Source organism: Mesorhizobium sp. ISC15 (assembly GCF_037162615.1).
GTDB lineage: Bacteria > Pseudomonadota > Alphaproteobacteria > Rhizobiales > Rhizobiaceae > Mesorhizobium > Mesorhizobium mediterraneum.
In genome coordinates this window covers 6424953-6442343 of the sequence record NZ_JAVSPX010000001.1, presented here as the reverse complement: position 1 = coordinate 6442343, position 17391 = coordinate 6424953, and the positions used below count along the sequence as shown (strand labels likewise).

Below are 17391 nucleotides of genomic sequence, written 5' to 3'. Positions count from 1 at the left end.
GCAGGTCCCATAGAAGCGCTTCAAGTTGGAAAGAAGGTAATTCCGATGGTTGCGTTGGCTCCGAGGAGCATCATCTGGTGTGCAGGGCGCACAAAGTCAGTCGCATCTGCATTGCGGCTTGGTCTTTCGGCGGTCTGCACAAGTTACGCCGCGTTCGCACGACGCCAATTATGCTTGGACATTTATCTCAACCAGACAGCTACAAGGTGAGGTCTTCCATGCGCCCGAATGTCGAGTGGAAGTTGTGCTGGGAAAATGAGTTGCAACTGGCCGACCATGTCGAACTCTCCGACTTTTTCCGAAAGACCTATGGACGGACTGGCGCCTTTAACGCAGAGCCATTCGAAGGCGGTCGCAGTTGGGCCGGCGCGAGGCCGGAATTCCGCGCAATCGGCTACGACGCGCAAGGGGTAGCGGCTCACATCGGCATGCTGCGGCGCTTCATCAGGGTTGGCGAGGTCGATTTGGTCGTCGCTGAATTGGGCTTGTACGCGGTTCGTCCGAATCTTGAGGGACTCGGAATCAGTTTTTCAATGCGCGTTGCGTACCCCGTGCTCCAGCAAATGGGTGTTCCATTCGCTTTCGGCACGGTTCGGCACGCGCTGCGAAACCATGTCGAAAGATTCTGCAGAGCCGGCCTCGCCAACATTGTGTCGGGCGTTCGCGTACGGTCGACCCGTCCAGACGTGCATCCCGACCTGCCGCCCACACGCCTGGAAGACGTACTCGTGTTGGTTTCGCCGATCGGACGCTCGATGGACGAGTGGCCGTCGGGTACCCTGATCGACCGGAACGGTCCGGAACTATGAAGCCTCTGGACTACATATGCCAAGGGCAGAGTGACGCCGATGGCATTGCAGAGCGCAGCGTCTATCTGACGTTTGACGACGGTCCCAATTCATTTTTCACACCGCAGATACTCAATGTGCTGGCGCAACATCAGGTGCCGGCGACCTTCTTCGTTGTTGGGGCCTACGCGGCCGATGAGCCGGAACTCGTTCGCCGAATTATTACAGACGGGCACGGTATAGCCAACCACACAATGACTCATCCGGACCTGGCTAAATGCGGGCCCGTCGAAGTCGACCGCCAGATAGTTGAGGCAAACAGAGTCATCGGGATGGCTTGCCCGCAGGCCATGGTTCGGTACTTTCGTGCACCGTATGGCATCTGGACCGAAGAAGTAATCGCTGCATCAGCGGGTGCGGCATTGGCGCCCGTCCATTGGTCCATTGATCCACGCGACTGGTCTCGCCCCGGCGTTGACGCCATCGTCGACAGAGTGCTCGCCGATATCCGGCCGGGCGCAATCGTGCTGTTGCACGACGGGTGCGCTCCCGACGAATTGCAACCAGGCAATCAAGCCAGTCTGCGCGACCAGACGGTGACAGCGTTGTCACGCCTCATTCCAGAATTGCACGGCCGCGGATTTGTAATCCGATCACTTCCTCAACATCCCTGAACAAACAGAGATCCTATGGACCTTCTCACCACAGCCAGTACTGTTGCCGTTTCGTCTTATGCGGTGCTCTCAACTGTTTACAGAGGCATGCAAGCGGTCTACTCCCAACCGGAAAATGTTACGCCGCCGTCGGAAAGCTTGTTCGGATCCGACCGTTGGCCGAGCGTGGATGTCATTATCCCCTGCTACAATGAGGACCCGCGCACACTCGCGGCGTGTTTAGCTTCCATTGCAAATCAAGATTACGCCGGAACATTTCAGGTCTATGTGGTTGACGACGGTTCTGGAAATCGTAATGCCGTCATCCCGGTACACCACGCCTACGAGGGCGACCCGAGGTTCAATTTCATTCTGCTCCGCGAGAATGTTGGCAAACGCAAGGCGCAGATCGCCGCCATCCGCCGCTCATCTGGAGATTTCGTGCTCAGCGTCGACTCTGACACGATACTTGCGTCCGAAGTCATCACGAAGCTTGCAGTAAAAATGCGGGATCCCATGGTCGGAGCGGCCATGGGCCAGCTGACGGCATACAACCGCAGCGACACTTGGTTGACCCGGTTGATCGATATGGAATACTGGCTGGCTTGCAATGAGGAGCGCGCGGCGCAAGGTCGCTTTGGTGCGGTCATGTGCTGCTGCGGCCCATGTGCAATGTACCGCCGGTCTTGTCTCCTTTCTCTGCTGGATCAATACGAGACGCAGCTGTTCAGGGGGAAACCAAGCGACTTCGGTGAAGACCGTCATCTTACGATCCTCATGCTGAAAGCAGGCTTTCGAACCGAGTACGTTCCAGGTGCCGTCGCGGCGACAGTCGTTCCGGACAAGCTGGGACCTTATTTGCGCCAACAACTCCGCTGGGCACGGAGCACTTTTCGGGACACGATGCTTGCGCGAGGTCTACTGCGTGGCCTGGATCGCTATCTAACGTTGGATGTGATGGGAGAGAATCTCGGCCCATTGTTGCTCGGCATCGCGGTAGTAACGGCGCTCGGTGAGCTACTAGTTTTACATACAGTAAATTGGTGGACGGTGCTGGCTATTGTCACCATGACCACAATCAGATCTACGGTGCTATCTTTCCGGACTCGGCAGCTTCGATTCATCGGCTATTCAATGCACGCGTTCATCAGGATATTCCTGTTGATCCCCTTGAAGGCTTACGCCTTGTGTACATTGAGCAATAGCGATTGGCTGTCGCGTAAAAGTGTTCCCCTGCCCAACAGGAACAAAAAGGAAATCACAAGCGCAATGCCGCTTGCCGGAGCAAATGCTGCGGACGATTCTGGAATTGCGGAGTCACTTCATACTGCAGATCTTTCGCTCACGGCTGGTGAAGTCTGACGGCCCTGCAGCGCCGAGTGACCGAGTAAGTTGTGTCAGTCGACACGTGGTGAAGCTTGTCGAGTTACACCTATGGTCAGAACGGGAACTATCTGGAAGCGACACGTGGCATCTTGACGTTAATTCTTTGGCGGAAGCGATACACGCGTCGCTCCGGCCGCGACTTTCCAAAGGTGCCATCTCAAGGCGGTGGCCTGCTCTGAACCAGAATTCGTAAGTAAGCTGCCGGTGGCCAATCGGACTCATTCCGCTTGAGATAAACGCATGTCCAATGTAGCAATCGACCTTACCGGCGTAACCAAATTATTCGGAAACAAGCTCGTTGTGGACGGGCTGTCCTTCACCGTTGCATCGGGAGAGTGCTTCGGTCTGCTGGGGCCGAACGGCGCAGGCAAGAGCACGATTGCGCGTATGCTCCTCGGTATGACCCGGCCTGACGCGGGTGATATAACAGTCCTCGGTTTGCCGGCACGCAGCCGCTTGGCCCGCAAGGGCATAGGCGTGGTCCCGCAGTTCGACAATCTCGACCTGGAATTTACGGTACGTGAGAACCTGTTGGTGTTCGGGCGCTACTTCGGCATGAGTACAAGAGAGATCAACGCCGTCATCCCACGGCTCCTCGAGTTCGCTCGCCTTGAGAGCAAGGCGGATTCACGTGTCGGCCTGCTATCCGGCGGGATGAAGCGGCGCCTGACGCTGGCACGTGCTCTGATCAACGACCCCCAGTTGCTTGTGATGGATGAGCCCACGACCGGCCTCGACCCGCATGCCCGCCATCTGATCTGGGAGCGACTTCGTTTCCTGCTGGCGAGCGGAAAAACGATCATTTTGACCACCCATTTCATGGAAGAGGCTGAGCGGCTTTGTGATCGGCTGTGTGTTCTCGAGCGGGGACGCAAGATCGCCGAGGGCAGTCCTCATGCGCTGATCGACGAGTACATTGGGTGCAACGTGATCGAGATCTTCGGCGGCAATCCACAGGAGCTGATTTCGCTGATCAGGCCGTACGTTCAGCGTATCGAGGTAAGCGGCGAGACGCTCTTTTGCTATGCGCCTGATCCGGAGCAGGTGCGTGTCCAGCTTCGCGGTCGCGCGGGTCTGCGTCTTCTGGAACGACCACCTAGTCTGGAGGACGTTTTCTTGCGGCTAACCGGACGTGAGATGGAGAAGTGAACAATGGGTGAAGGTTTTACAGCGGCTCTACCCGCCAACGCGTGGAACTGGATCGCGGTATGGCGCCGCAACCATATGGCATGGAAGAAGGTCGCATTTGCTTCAATTCTCGGTACCCTTGCCGATCCTATGATTTACCTTTTCGGGCTCGGCACTGGCCTTGGACTTTTGGTAGGCCGCGTTGAAGGTGCCTCCTACATTGCATTTTTGGCAGCCGGCATGGTCGCGACAAGCGCGATGACCGCATCGACCTTCGAAACAACTTACGCGGTTTTCGGTCGCATGCGCGATCAGGGCACTTGGGAAGCAATCCTGCATACACAACTTACCCTCGGCGACATCATTCTCGGTGAATTGGCGTGGGCAGCCACCAGGGCCTTTCTGGCCGGTACGGCAATTACTGTTGTTGCCGCCACGCTGAGCTATGCCGCGTGGACGTCCGTTCTCTACGTGCTGCCGGTCATCGCTCTCACCGGGTTCGCCTTTGCGAGCCTGGCGATGGTCGTCATCGCGCTCGCGCCTAGTTACCACTATTTTATATTCTATCAGACGCTGGTCATCACACCCATGCTGTTCCTGTCAGGCGCGGTTTTTCCAGTCAGCCAATTGCCAGGCGCCTTTCAGCAGGTAGCGGCTTTCTCGCCGCTGGCGAATTCTATCGACCTAATTCGTCCGGTGATGCTTGGCCGCGTGGGCGACAATGTCGGGCTGCATATCGGCGCACTTTGCATATACGCGGTATTGCCGTTTTTCCTGTCGGCTGGACTGTTTCGTCGACGCCTGATGCGTTGACGCTACTTACGACCAGCACGAGAAGGAGGTCCGCAATGCTGCATCGCGAACTGGCCACGGCGGCCTGGAGGCAAGCGTGCTTGGCCTAGGAATCGTGAGTGGTACAGCAACACCGAAGCTGAGGCGCCGCCCATCTTCGCGACCAAACCTCGAGCTGCGGTCCAGTGGCGTGGAGCGCGGATCTATCCGTCGCGTCTCAAGATATAGCAGCCAGGCTTCTTGTGCTGGGCGTCCCCTAAACCGTCGCGCCATTATTTTAATTGGAAACATATGCAATGACCCACAACGTACCAACGCCTGAGCCTTTTGTGATTCTTGCTATGCCAAGAACCGGCACGCACTATTTAGAAGAATTGATAAACGAGCATCCGACCGTACTGAGTAACGGTGAGTTGCTCAACGAATACGATCCCAATTGGCCCGGCAAGGATCGCCTGCTACGCACCGATCGCGAGCTTCTCGAGCTTGCCTATTTGCGCTGCCCCATGCGGGACGTCAAGAATGTGACGCACCTTGGCTGCAAGATCAATGAACCTCAGTTTCACGAACGTCCGGCATTTTTTGCTGAACTGGCTCGTTGGCCAGCACTCAAGGTCATCCTCGTAATTCGCAGAAACATGTTGGAATCGCTCCGATCCTTTGTGCAGGCGAGGCAAAGCGGTCAATGGCTAAAGTTCAGTTCGGATGCCGCTCGGCCGCCGAGCGTCAGATTGTCAATCGCTGACTGCGAGGCTTACTTCAAAGCCGCCGACGATTTTCACACTCGCGTCGCGCACTCCTTCACGTTGAGCAACCTGCTTGTAGTGGAATACGAGAGCCTTCTTCACGAACCCGCCCGATGCTTGGGAACGGTTTGGGATTTCCTAGGCGTTCCAGCGCGTCCGCCATCAGATCACGCCATCCTGCAGCGCCAGGAAACGCGCCCGCTGGACCAAACGGTGCAGAATTTTGATGAGTTGCGGATTCACTTCGCACGCGGACCTTATTCAAGATTTTTTGACCTCGGAAATTCCAGGCGCTCGTCCACTTAATCGCGTGTCCCGCGTGCTCTGATGGTTGTGTAGGGTATGCTACGCATTCTGTCGCAAAGACGACAAAACCAGGGGCGCACCAAGGCGCCAGAGATATCGGCGGGCAGCCGATCTGCAGCAAAAATCAAAGGGGATGTCGCAAGGCAGCCTAGTCAATTCTCCTCTACTACCGAAGCACTTTGTCAGTACCCGCCCATTGGCGAGCCTTGGCTGCGAGATTCCGCCAACGGTAGAAGGCAGCCAGTGCGAAACCCGCACCAACCTCGCTGGCTGGGACAGGTCTCCCAGTTGGCACGGCGCTTGCGCCGAGATGACAGCAGCGCCCGACCGGAGCGCCGCGACGGGAGAAGCTGGGAAGGGAGACCCCCGAGCCGGTCTGGGAGAGAAACGGTGTTGGTTCCAAAAATCCGCCGCGCGAACGCAGCGCCTCGCAAGCCCCTTTTTGCCCACGCCTACGTACAGGTGCTTGCCGGCATCGCCCTGGGGGCTGCAATTGGCTATTTCTATCCGGAGACCGGCGAGAGCCTGAAGCCGCTCGGCGATGCTTTCATCAAGGTCGTGAAGATGATCATCGCACCTGTCGTCTTCCTGACCATTGCGACCGGCATCGCCGCGAACGATCTTCACAAGGTCGGCCGCGTTGCCGGCAAGGCGATGATCTATTTCGTCACCTTCTCAACGCTCGCACTTGTCGTCGGACTTATCGTCGCAAATGTCGTTCACCCTGGCGCTGGCCTCAACATCGATCCGGCTTCGCTCGATCTCCAGGCCGTGAAGGGCTTTGTGGCCAAGGCCCACGAGCAGTCCGTGACCGGTTTCCTGATGAACATCATCCCGTCAACCATTCCCGGTGCCTTCGCGGACGGCGACATCCTGCAAGTCCTGTTCTTCTCGGTCCTGTTCGGCATCGCTCTGGCGATGGCCGGAGAGACGGGGAAACCGGTCGTTTCCTTTCTCCAGGCGCTTACCGCCCCCATTTTCAAGCTCGTCGGCATCCTGATGAGGGCCGCACCGATCGGCGCCTTCGGCGCAATGGCCTTCACGATCGGCAAATATGGAATCGGTTCGGTGGCTAATCTCGCGATGCTGGTCGGAACCTTCTATCTGACCGCCTTCCTCTTCGTGTTCGGGGTTCTCGGCGCGGTCTGCCGCTACAACGGCTTCTCGATCTTTTCCCTGGTCCGCTATATCAAGGACGAGCTGCTGCTTGTCCTGGCAACGTCCTCCTCGGAGGCCGCGCTGCCCTCGCTCATGGAGAAGATGGAGAAGGCCGGCGCCACGCGTTCGGTCGTGGGTCTCGTCATCCCGACTGGATATTCATTCAATCTGGACGGTACCAATATCTACATGACGCTCGCGGCCCTCTTCATCGCCCAGGCGACGAACACTGATTTGTCAATTGGCGACCAGATCCTCCTGCTACTGATTGCGATGCTTTCCTCGAAGGGTGCGGCAGGCGTCACCGGCGCTGGCTTCATCACTTTGGCCGCTACGCTCTCTGTCGTACCGAGTGTTCCCGTTGCTGGAATGGCTCTAATACTCGGCGTGGACCGCTTCATGTCGGAATGCCGCGCGCTGACGAATTTAGTCGGCAACGCGGTGGCATCGCTCGTTGTCGCCCGCTGGGAAGGCGAATTGGACCAGTCGCGGATGGAAGCCGCCTTCCGCGGTTAGGGCTTTCCGCGATTTCAAACTGGCCACCCCGCCGACCAAGGTTGCAGCAGCGCCACCTGTATCGAGGGGTTTGGCCACAACAATCGAATCGCCAGGCTCCAAAGAGTGCTCAGCGGGAAATAGAAGCACTAACGCGGTGAGTAATACAAACAATATGGACGACCTAAGCAAACGAACGGTTCACGGATACGCATCTGGTTGCACTTGGAGCGCTGTTCGTCGAATCCGCTGTCGAGCGCGGGGTGTGGGAATTACTTCACCTTGCCGCCCCAAGCCGTCGCCGGGGCGCACCGGATGACGGAGAACCGGCCGATCAGAATCGCCAGGGGCAAGCGCGTCACAATTGCCGATCTAGCCCGCGAAGCCGGAGTCAGCGTGGCAACAGTCGATCGGGTTCTGAACGTACGCCTTCCGGTGCGGGAGGAGACTGCCCGGCGGGTCCATGCGGCCGCGCACGCGATCGGCTATCATGCTGCCGGCCTCATCAAACAGCGCTTGCAGCAGCACCTGCCGCACTACAAGCTGGGCTTCATCTTGAGAAAACCTGCCCACCATTTTTACCAAGATTTCGCTCGCGAGATCGAAGCGTCGGTCAGTTTGGCCCAATCCTTTCACGGCCTTCCGGTCATCGAGTTCGCGCAGTCACATTTGCCGCGTGACCTGCTCCCGCTTCTTAAGGACCTTGGAAGCCGCTGCCAGGCGATCGCCATGGTGGCGGCCGATCACCCGAAGATCACAGCATCAGTCGAGGAGCTCAAAGCGAAAGGTATCCCGGTTTTTTCGCTGCTGTCTGACTTCGCCGACGGCGTGCGCGAGGGCTATATCGGCCTCAACAACCGCAAGGTCGGACGGACTGCCGCTTGGGTGTTTTCCAAGGCCGCAAAACGGCCCGGCAAGGTGGCGGTGTTTGTCGGAAGCCACCGTTTCCAGGCCCATGCGCTCCGGGAAATCGCCTTTCGTTCGTATATTCGTGAGAACGCGCCAACATTCGAGGTGCTTGATACGCTCGTGAACCTTGATAAACGGCAGCTCACTTACGAAAAATTGCTGGATCTTATGCACCGGGAACCAGAGCTCGTCGGCTTCTATATGGCCGGCGGGGGGATAGAGGGGGCAATTTCCGCGCTCCGAGAAGAGGGGAGCGGTCAGGATCTCGTCGCGATCGTGAGTGAAATCACGCCGCAGTCACGTGGGGCGCTTGCGGATGACATCTTGACGATGGCGGTCGGCACGCCAATGCGCCGACTTTGCCAGGAGCTGATAATGGCAATGGAGCGGGCCATCAAAGCCGGCGTCGCGGAGAGCTCGGGGCAGACATTTCTGCCGTTCGACATCTATCTTCCAGAAAATGTTTGAGCTTGATGGATTTCTATCATGAGCGCCCAGTTTCTTTCACCGATGAAAGGAAAGCTCGATTGACTAGGCGGTCTCTGTCCGATCTGTGAACCGGCGTGGTTCCGTCTTGAAAGAAGCCGGATGCCGATATGGCGGCCGCGCTTCATGGAAGGAAAGTCAAGCAATGCGCCAGGTATCGCCCCGCTTTGAATTCGATCACATGGCGGCGCCCCGCCTTGACGTCAGTGCGCTTTTCGCGCTTGCCCGTGACCAAGGCCTGACCGACGTCCAAATCCGTTACCCTCATTTCAGCAATCCTGTCGCACGCGGCATTCCGGCTGCGGACGTCCGGTTTGCCGCTACCGAAGCGGGCGTCACGATCATCTCTGTCAACGCCTTGCAGCGCTTCGACGACTGGACTCCAACGCGTCAGGCCGAGGCAAGCAACCTCGCCGATTATGCGACGGCGTGCGGGGCGGAGACGCTCGTGCTGGTGCCGGCCAACCGCAGCTCGTGGCCCGCCAATGGCGAGCGCCAGGACAATCTTCGTTTCGCTCTAAACGAGATCAAGCCAATCCTCCAGTCGCGGGGTCTGATCGGTCTCATCGAGCCGCTGGGTTTCCGAACCTGCTCGCTTCGATCAAAGAAGGAAGCGGCCGAGGCCGTTGCCGCGGTTGATGGCCAGTCCGTCTTTCGCCTCGTGCACGACACGTTCCACCACACCCTGGCCGGGGAGACATGCCTGTTCTGCGAGCTTACTGGCCTGGTGCACATTTCAAGCGTAAATGACCCGACCTTCTGGATTTACCCCGATCGCTTTCTTGGAGGTTCCGACAATGGCAGCCAGATTCAGGCGCTGCTGGATGGCGGCTACGCGGGACCTTTCTCGTTCGAGCTGGTCGAGGAAGTCCATTCTCTGGACGATCTCGCAGGCGCACTTGCCGCCAGCATCGACTTTATCCAGCGAGGGCTATTGTCGTCAGAGTAGATGGTGACAGGAGTAGTGAATATAGGTGCGCCTGAATTTTCCGTGGGTTCACAGCGGGGCAGCCATCCGAGATGCCTCCTGCATCATTATCTCCCGCATCCAGATGCTTGCCGGATCGCTATTGTGGAGGGCCGGCCATTGGAGGGTCTCGGTGAATGTGGGAAATGGCAGCGGAAGTTCGATGACCCGCAGGGGGAACGTTTTTTCGAAATGCCTGACCAGCCGCAAGGGCATGGTCGCTATACGAGCTGTGCCGGACACCATAGGTGGGATCATGCTGAAGCCCTGCACGGCGACCTCGACACGTCTCTTAAGGCCATGCTCAAGCAAAAACCATTCCTCGATAGACGGCTTCATCGTACGCCCGAACCTGACCGCGACGTGCCTCATCGACATGTATCTTTCGAATGTAAGCTGCTGTGGCAGCTGCTTGTTTGTCGGACAGCCTACGCACACGAGCTTCTCGTCAAACAGCGCAACGCTTGAATGCACACTCGACGTGAACATATCCGGTAGAATTAGAAAATCGACGTCACCGCGCCGGAGAAGCTCATCGGGGCTATCGTCGACAGGCAGCAGTTCGAAGCTGACGGCGGGGGCTTCCCGTGAAATACGCTCCACAAGCTTTTCGAAAAACACGAGCGTGACGAAATCGGAAAGAATGATCCTGAAGAGGCGATCGGATCGAGCTGGGTTAAACGGATCCGAAGAAATAATCGAGCACTGGATGTGCTGGAGAGCGTCGCGAACTGCAGGGGCAAATGCTGCCGCACGCGGGGTTAGAAAACGTTCGCGGCCTCTTATCGTAAATAGTTCATCGCGGAAATAATCGCGCAGTCTGGCGACGGCCGCACTCATGGCGGGCTGACTCAGGTTGATCCTGCGTGCCGCCGCCGAGAGATTACGCTCCGTCAGCAGTGCGTCGAGCACAACGAGGAGATTTAGATCAAGCCCTTTGAAACGCATGTCATCAGCCATCCATCGGATGGATGCCTTTAACTGAAACAAACGACTTTAACAATATAACCTTCTTGCAATCTTTTGTCGCAAAAAGTTTACGATGGATGACGTAGGTCCGACATGTCAACGGCGTGATCTGCCGAAGCGAGCAATCGTACGGTAGTGTGCAGGCTGCCGTGAGGCCTGTGCCAATTCTATCGGCGAAGCCAATGCAGCAGTTCGGCAGCGTTCTTGAGAGCTGTTGTAGGCTCGGCCTAAGCCCACTGGCGCAAGCCTGTCTGAACGAAGCGCCTAGCCTTGTCGTTGGCTTGGGCGTTTACGGCCGGGTGAAGACTTTGCAGGTGGCCCGGAAAGCGTTTGACTGTAGCAGAAGCAATTGTCGGTCATTACGCGCTCGACCCGGGTGCCCAGCTTGGCATAAGGGGGCTACGGCGGCCTCCACGAAGGCACCGGCACTCGTCTTGCGCTCATCCGGCATGACGTCCTGCGATGCCCCCGAGCGGATGAGTTCGCCCGGATGCTCCCGGTCACGACGCACGGGTTCGGGTTCCAAGGCGCTCAGTTTGTTCAGGCCCAACCGGTGTAGGACGCGGCAGAAATACGAGCGTGACGAAATCGGAAAGAATGATCCTGAAGCGGCGATTGGGCAGAGCCGGGTCAACTATCCGACGAAATAAACGAGCACTGGATGGGCAGGAGAGCGTCGCGAACTGGAGGGCAAGAGCTTTCGGATGCAGCGTTAATTTTGAATACGTCCGCGGCCATGGTCTCGAGCTCGTCGCGCAAATAATCGAGCAGCCGAGCGCTGGCCGCACTCATGACCGGCTGGGCTCGGTTGATCCTGCATGCCGCGCCCATGAGGTTGCGCTCTGTCGGGAGCGCGTCGAGTTTAACGAGGAGATGTTAGTTCACGACCTTTGAAACGCGTGGTCAACTATCCAAAGTGTGGATGCCTTTCATTGAAACAAACGATTTTATCAATGCTCTGGAATCTTGCATGGGCAGAAGCAGCCTCGCTCGACGAGCCGCCGCCTCTACTGGCAGCGGCATCATGCTGTTGAAGCGAGCAGCGCAGCGGCTACTGTTTCCGCACAACTCGGATGGCAATTGGGGCAAGTCCGCACATGTCGTCACGTACGCTGAACGCCGCAGGTACAGCCAAATTGTGGGCGGGGCGTTTCTCCCGTTTTGATAGAACTCTATCAAGCTGACAATTTTCCTCGCACAAATGCAAGGAGAGCTCGATTGACTACCCTCCCTCTCTTGCGTCAACGATGGGTTTGCAGGTTGCGGTGCGGCAGAAGCCGGACAGAACGGCGGCCGGTCGAGTAAAGGCCTGCGCAAACAAGCCCGCATATTGCGGGCGCCCGACGAGGAGAAGAAGGCGCTCGTCCTGGTGATAGGCAACGATGGCTCAGGCGCCATTGCCATTTGCCGAGGGCGTCCGCGCGCCGGAAAGCTTCGAGGCAACGAAGGCGCGAGATCGGAGGGTGACAATGATGAAATGCAACGTAGCTCACCGTTCCGTGAAGTTCTGTCGGCGGATGGCGGAGTGGGACGGGCTGCCAAATGGAGCGTAAGAAAGTTATCAAGGAGATGATTGGCGACAGTCCGGCGCTGCGCAAGCTGCGTGAGGAGATCGGCAAGGTGGCGAAGGCGAAGACTACGGTCCTGGTGCGAGGTGAATCCGGAACCGGGAAGGAGCTGGTTGCCAAGGCCATTCACGAGCTCTCGCCCCGTGCCAAGCAGCCCTTCATCAAGGTCAATTGCGCGGCGCTCACCGAGACGCTTCTGGAATCTGAATTGTTCGGTCATGAGAAGGGTGCCTTCACCAGCGCATTCAATTCACGCAAGGGGCGCTTTGAGGCTGCCGATAAAGGCACATTGTTTCTGGACGAGATTGGCGAAATATCGGCCTCGTTCCAGGCTAAGCTACTGCGTGTCCTGCAGGAGCAGGAGTTTGAGCGTCTCGGGAGCAACCACACCATTAAAGTCGATGTTCGCGTGATCACCGCAACGAACAGGGACTTGGAAAAGGCGGTTCGATCCAATGAGTTCCGGGAGGACCTCTATTATCGCATCAACGTCGTCCCTTTGCGCGTGCCGGCATTGCGCGAAAGACGAGGTGATATTCCGCTCTTGGCCGCTGAGTTTCTCAAAAATTTCAATGCTGAGAATGATCGCAGGCTGACCTTCACTCCCGAAGCGATTGAGGCGCTAATGAACTGCGATTTTCCAGGCAACATCCGAGAGCTCGAAAACTGCGTTCACCGGACAGCGGTTCTGGCGACGGGTCCATCAATCCTCAGAACTCACCTTGCCTGTTGCGTCGGTCAATGCTTCGCTAAGGCGCTGTGGAAGGACGGACCGTGTAAGATCGCGCAACAGCCGGAGCCGACGCCATCGACCGAGGCTTTGGCCGCCGTTGCCGTCCCGCCCGTCGGCAGCGGGCAAGCGCCGGTAGGGCCTGTCGCGGCAGCCCACTTGAATGGTCGGAGGGTGTCCGATGCCGATACGGTCATTGCAGCAATGGAAAAGTGTGGCTGGGTGCAGGCAAAGGCGGCGCGCCTGCTTGGTTTGACTCCGCGCCAGATTGGCTACGTGCTGAGGAAATACGGCGTCAAGATCAAGCGTCTCTGAAACAAACCGCCGAGCGAGAGTTGGATGTCCGCAGGGCGGGAACTGGTCGCTACATACGCCGGTCGCTTACCGCTCGATATCGCGCGCCAATCTGAGATGGGCAGGAAAGTGAGTTCGACCGCTGGACAGTTGCCGACTTGGTCAGGTAATGGCGCCTGCGACCGGTTGATCTGCGATATCTCCAACGTCGCACTGGTCGCGACGAGACTATCGCCCCGTTTCGTGACCGCGCGCCGGCAAACCGAGTTACAAAGTGGCCGAGGCAGTTTGATGTGCGTTCCTGCATCACTGCACGGAACACGACCTGACGGGAGACTATATGCGCAGCCAAAAAGAAAAGATGCTCGCAGGCGAGTTTTACAATGCGGCGGATCCGGAGATCCAAGCTGACCTGTTGGCCACCGGGGCTTGGATCAAACGGTACAATGATACGCTAGGCCAGACCCCGGGGCATTGGCATGAGCTTTTGTCCGAGCGGCTAGGAGAGGTTGGGCGCGGAACGGTCATCCGTCCGCCCTTTTTTTGCGACTACGGATTCAATATCCGCATTGGCGCCAATGCCTACATCAACTTCAACTGCGTTATTCTTGACGTGGTAGAGGTCACGATCGGGCAAGGAACGGCAATTGGGCCTGCCGTGCAGATTTATACCGCCGATCATCCACATGATCCCGAGCAGCGGCAGGCCGGCCTGCAGGTCGGGCGTCCTGTCCGCATTGGCAGCCGTGTCTGGATCGGCGGTGGAGCAATCATTCTGCCTGGCGTCACGATTGGCGATAATGCGGTCGTGGGCGCTGGCAGCGTGGTCACGCGAGATGTTCCCGCCGGGGCAAAGGTAGTGGGAATTCCTGCTCGTGTGGCCAACCCAAATAAACAGGCATAATCAACCTCCTTGATCGTGGAGGTGTCTGCGGGCTGTCGAACTGTGCCGAATTTCTTGTCGAAGCAGTTGAGCGTTGCATATTTTGTCGCGGTCGGCTCGGGCCGCTTCGGTTCATTTTCCACGGGTCGCGAAATCATACGCCTAATGCGCAGCAGCGTGCTCAAGTCCCCGCCCCAGCGCCTTCGTTGTGCTGCCATTAGCGTTCTACCCCGACGAGTCGAGCCGCGGCGGCGGACGAGCGCAATATGGAGGACTTCCGGGTAGCCCTCGCATTGTCGCGCATGAATGCGCGCATGTGGAAGAGAATGCCGCCCGGGAACGACAATTTCCTGGCATCCTGCTCGACCAGACGCCTGCGGGGTACGTCCGCCTCCTCGAGCGCCAATTCGCCGAAGCTTCTGGTGTGAATACGCCGTTTGTCGCATCTCGGCGCGTCTCGCGCGGAACGAGGAACAGCGCTTCCGAGAGAACCTGACTTCCCGCCTGAACGATGCGCGTACGCATGCCCGCGAGGCCATCCGTTCATACCGGACCCATAGAGATGTCGAGCGCGTTTTGCAGGAAGTGGGCGGAGCGGCTCTGGAGCCGCTACGGATAGCGTCATACCTGTTCGGCCATCTCGATGGCACTTCGGACGAAGAATGTGACGTTGCCGCCGAATTGCAGGCCGCCGATCCTATCTTCGTAGCCGCGATCGGGGAACTCGTATCGCAAATGCGCCTGCTGTGGAACCGACGCGGCGCGTGGGAAACCCATGACGACATGTTGGTGCTGGGCCGGACTGCGTTCGCCCTCGTCCGGGTGTGTGGCGTGCATGCAATAGCTCAACCGGATGGCAGAGCGTATATCAGCGTCCCATTCACTGCCGACACCAATGTAGCGACTTCGCTCGTCCGCGATGGCGGGAACCGAACTGCGGCGTTCCGCTTACAGGAAGTGGCGGCAGGGGGCGTTATCGTGCTTGGGGGATCGTTTAAGTCGGCGGTCGTGTCTCGACCAGGCGTCGAAATCAATAGCCTTTGTCGCTGTTCCCGCTGCTGGGAATAGGATTTGGCGAGCGTTCAGCGCACCTGCTGCGTGCGATGGACCAGGAAGATCGAAACAGCGCAGGCGACGCTGACAACCAGCTCTGCCTCGTCATCGCCGAGTTGCTGTCCCTCCCGAATATGTCTTGCCTTGTCCGAGGCAAAACCCCAGCGCTTTTCCACGGCCTCGCCGAGCGGGCGAGGAAGGCCGAGGCGCGGGCACCAGTCGTCCAGCGTCAGTCCCGGTTCATTGGCGACGTCGCGTGCAACGCTTTCCAGCGCCGCAACGGAAATGCTGGATAGCTGTTTGATCCCAGGTTTTGATGGGCATCAGCAAGGCTGGCTGAATTTGTAATGCGTCCGGGCAAGACTCGGGAAGGATGCGACACACTCCGGACGAACTGACCGGCTCGAAGCCCCGGCCGCAGCATGCAACCCGGTACTGCCGCGGCAGCAATTGCTGGAGCCGTCGCGAATTCCTCTGGGAATGAGGCCCTTAGACGGGAAAGGCGGGGCTCGTCCCCGCCCTTTGATTCCGCGCAGATTGGCCTACGGCTGCTGCGCTCCCGGACGACTGTTGATACGGATTTAGGCTGCGACCTTCTTGCGGGTCCGTTTCGCCGGCGCCGGCGCCGGGGCTTCCGGCTCTTTCGGTTTGCGGCCGAGTCCCATGGTCTTGGCCAAGGCGGAGCGCGTAGCGGCGTAATTCGGCGCGACCATGGGATAATCCGACGGCAGACCCCATTTGGCGCGATATTCGTCGGGGGTCAGACCATAGTGCGTCGCCAGATGGCGCTTTAGCGATTTGAATTTCTTGCCGTCTTCAAGGCTAATGATGTAGTCCGGTTCGATCGACTTTTTGATCGGGACAGCAGGTTTTTTCACGGGCACGGGCTCTTCTGCCGGTATGAGCCCGGCTGTGCCTTTTAGAGCCCCGTGCACTTGGGCGATCAGGGCAGGAAGCTCCCCCGCCGGGACGGGGTTGTTGGAGACGTAGGCTGACACAACATCGGCAGTGAGCTCGATGAGGATGTCGGTGTTGTGGGCTTCTTCTGTCATAAACTTCTCCGGGCAGCTTGAAACACAGTCGGGCGAAGTGTCGCTACATAGTGGCGGTTGCTGCTGAAAGCAAATGGATCGACGGGTGCGCTGCTCCTCCACCATTGAAGTCTCGGGGACGCATCCCGTCAGTTTCGCTAAGACCGCAGCGGGCCTGAGTTTGCCCGGCTCATCGCAGATGATTTGGCGATAAGTCGCAGCGCTCATCAGAACCTGTGCGAGGGCAGCGGATCGCGAACGACATCCATATAGGCTTGGGCTGCGTTGAACAGGATGTTACTTTCGGTGTTGCGCAGGCTTTCGACAGAAGCCTTGACTTGCGATTTGGCTGCGGCGACGCTGTTCTTCGCCTGAAAACCGTCTAACAGCGTCTGATTGATCTCGACTCCATACTTGCCGGAAGTCAAACGCGCGTCATCATTCCTCTCATTGAGGTGGCTGCTTGAGCGATCAACGCTCGCGGAACCCTTGATGGTCGGGCGCCACCCCGACTTGGCGATGGCCACGCTCTCGGCGGTGACGCGAACCTTGGCGCGAGACGAATTCAGCGAAGAATTATACTGGTGGCCTTCGACAGGGCGCTCAAAACGGTTTCGGCCGAGGCGCCGCTCGAATATAGCGATACAGCCTAAAAAAACCGGTCTTTTGCTTGGTCTCAAATCATTTCTGCTTTCGTGAACGCTAAAGCTTGACTGCCATGCGGGCGCCAAGCTGCTACACATCACCTCGCGGGCAACCGTGCACAACACGGGAGTCGCCCGAGCGATACATTCGTCACTTGCCGCGTATCAGCGCTGGTGATTGCACTTTGCAGCCTGCCTCCGGGTCCGCAGCGCTCACGCTGTTGGTTTTGCGCCTGTAGGCTTCGGAAGTCGGATTGCCGCAGCTAATTTCGTCACGCGGACGAATTCAACAGTCGATTGTTTGGATCGAGGGCATCCACACCATTGATGCCTCCAGAATAGATCCAGCTACTATCACCGTGCTCTAATGGCAGGGACGGCCAGCACAAGCGCAACACGATCCGG

The 17391-nt window shown here is 58.1% G+C and carries 14 protein-coding genes and 2 pseudogenes; 11 read left to right on the top strand and 5 right to left on the bottom strand.

What is annotated here, in order from left to right:
• Nucleotides 1-218 precede the first annotated feature (218 nt).
• The 9 genes from RPG13_RS31000 (at nucleotide 219) to RPG13_RS30960 (ending at nucleotide 9796) form a co-directional block, all read left to right on the top strand.
• Nucleotides 219-809 carry a NodA family N-acyltransferase gene (locus RPG13_RS31000; RefSeq protein WP_127211607.1) on the top strand — a complete coding sequence of 197 codons (591 nt, stop codon included), beginning with the start codon at nucleotides 219-221 and terminating at the stop codon, nucleotides 807-809.
• Entirely contained in the window at nucleotides 806-1462 is a 657-nt protein-coding gene (nodB, locus tag RPG13_RS30995; RefSeq protein ID WP_135937775.1) for a chitooligosaccharide deacetylase NodB, read from the top strand. Before RPG13_RS31000 ends, nodB begins: the two co-directional genes overlap by 4 nt.
• Nucleotides 1463-1477: 15 nt before the next feature.
• Nucleotides 1478-2803 (top strand): chitooligosaccharide synthase NodC, encoded by a 1326-nt coding sequence (gene nodC / locus RPG13_RS30990; protein ID WP_127210724.1) that lies wholly within the window; start codon nucleotides 1478-1480, stop codon nucleotides 2801-2803.
• Nucleotides 2804-3067: 264 nt separating this feature from the next.
• Nucleotides 3068-3976, top strand: coding sequence for a nodulation factor ABC transporter ATP-binding protein NodI (gene nodI, locus RPG13_RS30985; protein WP_127210725.1), 909 nt, complete (start codon nucleotides 3068-3070; stop codon nucleotides 3974-3976).
• A 3-nt stretch (nucleotides 3977-3979) separates the two neighbouring features.
• On the top strand, nucleotides 3980-4768 hold the full coding sequence (locus tag RPG13_RS30980; RefSeq protein ID WP_127210726.1) for an ABC transporter permease: 789 nt from the start codon (nucleotides 3980-3982) through the stop codon (nucleotides 4766-4768).
• A 275-nt stretch (nucleotides 4769-5043) separates the two neighbouring features.
• Nucleotides 5044-5799, top strand: a complete 756-nt coding sequence (locus RPG13_RS30975) for a sulfotransferase domain-containing protein (RefSeq protein WP_127210727.1) — start codon at nucleotides 5044-5046, stop codon at nucleotides 5797-5799.
• A gap of 390 nt (nucleotides 5800-6189) precedes the next feature.
• Entirely contained in the window at nucleotides 6190-7473 is a 1284-nt protein-coding gene (locus RPG13_RS30970; RefSeq protein ID WP_337127080.1) for a dicarboxylate/amino acid:cation symporter, read from the top strand.
• Between the two features lie 294 nt (nucleotides 7474-7767).
• Entirely contained in the window at nucleotides 7768-8829 is a 1062-nt protein-coding gene (locus tag RPG13_RS30965) for a LacI family DNA-binding transcriptional regulator (protein ID WP_337126774.1), read from the top strand.
• A gap of 163 nt (nucleotides 8830-8992) precedes the next feature.
• Nucleotides 8993-9796: a TIM barrel protein gene (locus RPG13_RS30960; protein ID WP_337126773.1), complete on the top strand. Its 804-nt coding sequence runs from the start codon at nucleotides 8993-8995 to the stop codon at nucleotides 9794-9796.
• Nucleotides 9797-9844: 48 nt separating this feature from the next.
• Here RPG13_RS30960 and RPG13_RS30955 read toward each other — a convergent pair whose 3' ends face one another.
• Entirely contained in the window at nucleotides 9845-10762 is a 918-nt protein-coding gene (locus RPG13_RS30955; RefSeq protein ID WP_128176747.1) for a LysR family transcriptional regulator, read from the bottom strand.
• 1581 nt (nucleotides 10763-12343) lie between these two features.
• On the opposite strand from RPG13_RS30955, the pseudogene nifA reads away from it, so the two are divergent.
• Nucleotides 12344-13396 (top strand): annotated as a pseudogene (nifA, locus tag RPG13_RS30950) (nif-specific transcriptional activator NifA); the annotation flags it as partial.
• Between the two features lie 319 nt (nucleotides 13397-13715).
• Nucleotides 13716-14279, top strand: a complete 564-nt coding sequence (locus RPG13_RS30945) for a sugar O-acetyltransferase (RefSeq protein ID WP_127211807.1) — start codon at nucleotides 13716-13718, stop codon at nucleotides 14277-14279.
• A gap of 600 nt (nucleotides 14280-14879) precedes the next feature.
• On the opposite strand, the gene RPG13_RS30940 is transcribed toward RPG13_RS30945, so the two are convergent.
• The 4 genes and pseudogenes from RPG13_RS30940 to RPG13_RS35005 all read right to left on the bottom strand — a co-directional run.
• Entirely contained in the window at nucleotides 14880-15095 is a 216-nt protein-coding gene (locus RPG13_RS30940; RefSeq protein WP_128176729.1) for a hypothetical protein, read from the bottom strand.
• 245 nt (nucleotides 15096-15340) lie between these two features.
• Complete coding sequence (locus RPG13_RS30935) at nucleotides 15341-15487, bottom strand: hypothetical protein (protein ID WP_337126772.1); 147 nt, start codon at nucleotides 15485-15487, stop codon at nucleotides 15341-15343.
• A gap of 405 nt (nucleotides 15488-15892) precedes the next feature.
• Nucleotides 15893-16363 (bottom strand): MucR family transcriptional regulator, encoded by a 471-nt coding sequence (locus tag RPG13_RS30930; RefSeq protein WP_127211804.1) that lies wholly within the window; start codon nucleotides 16361-16363, stop codon nucleotides 15893-15895.
• 129 nt (nucleotides 16364-16492) lie between these two features.
• Nucleotides 16493-16991, bottom strand: a pseudogene (locus RPG13_RS35005) (TolC family protein); the annotation flags it as partial.
• Nucleotides 16992-17391: the final 400 nt, after the last annotated feature.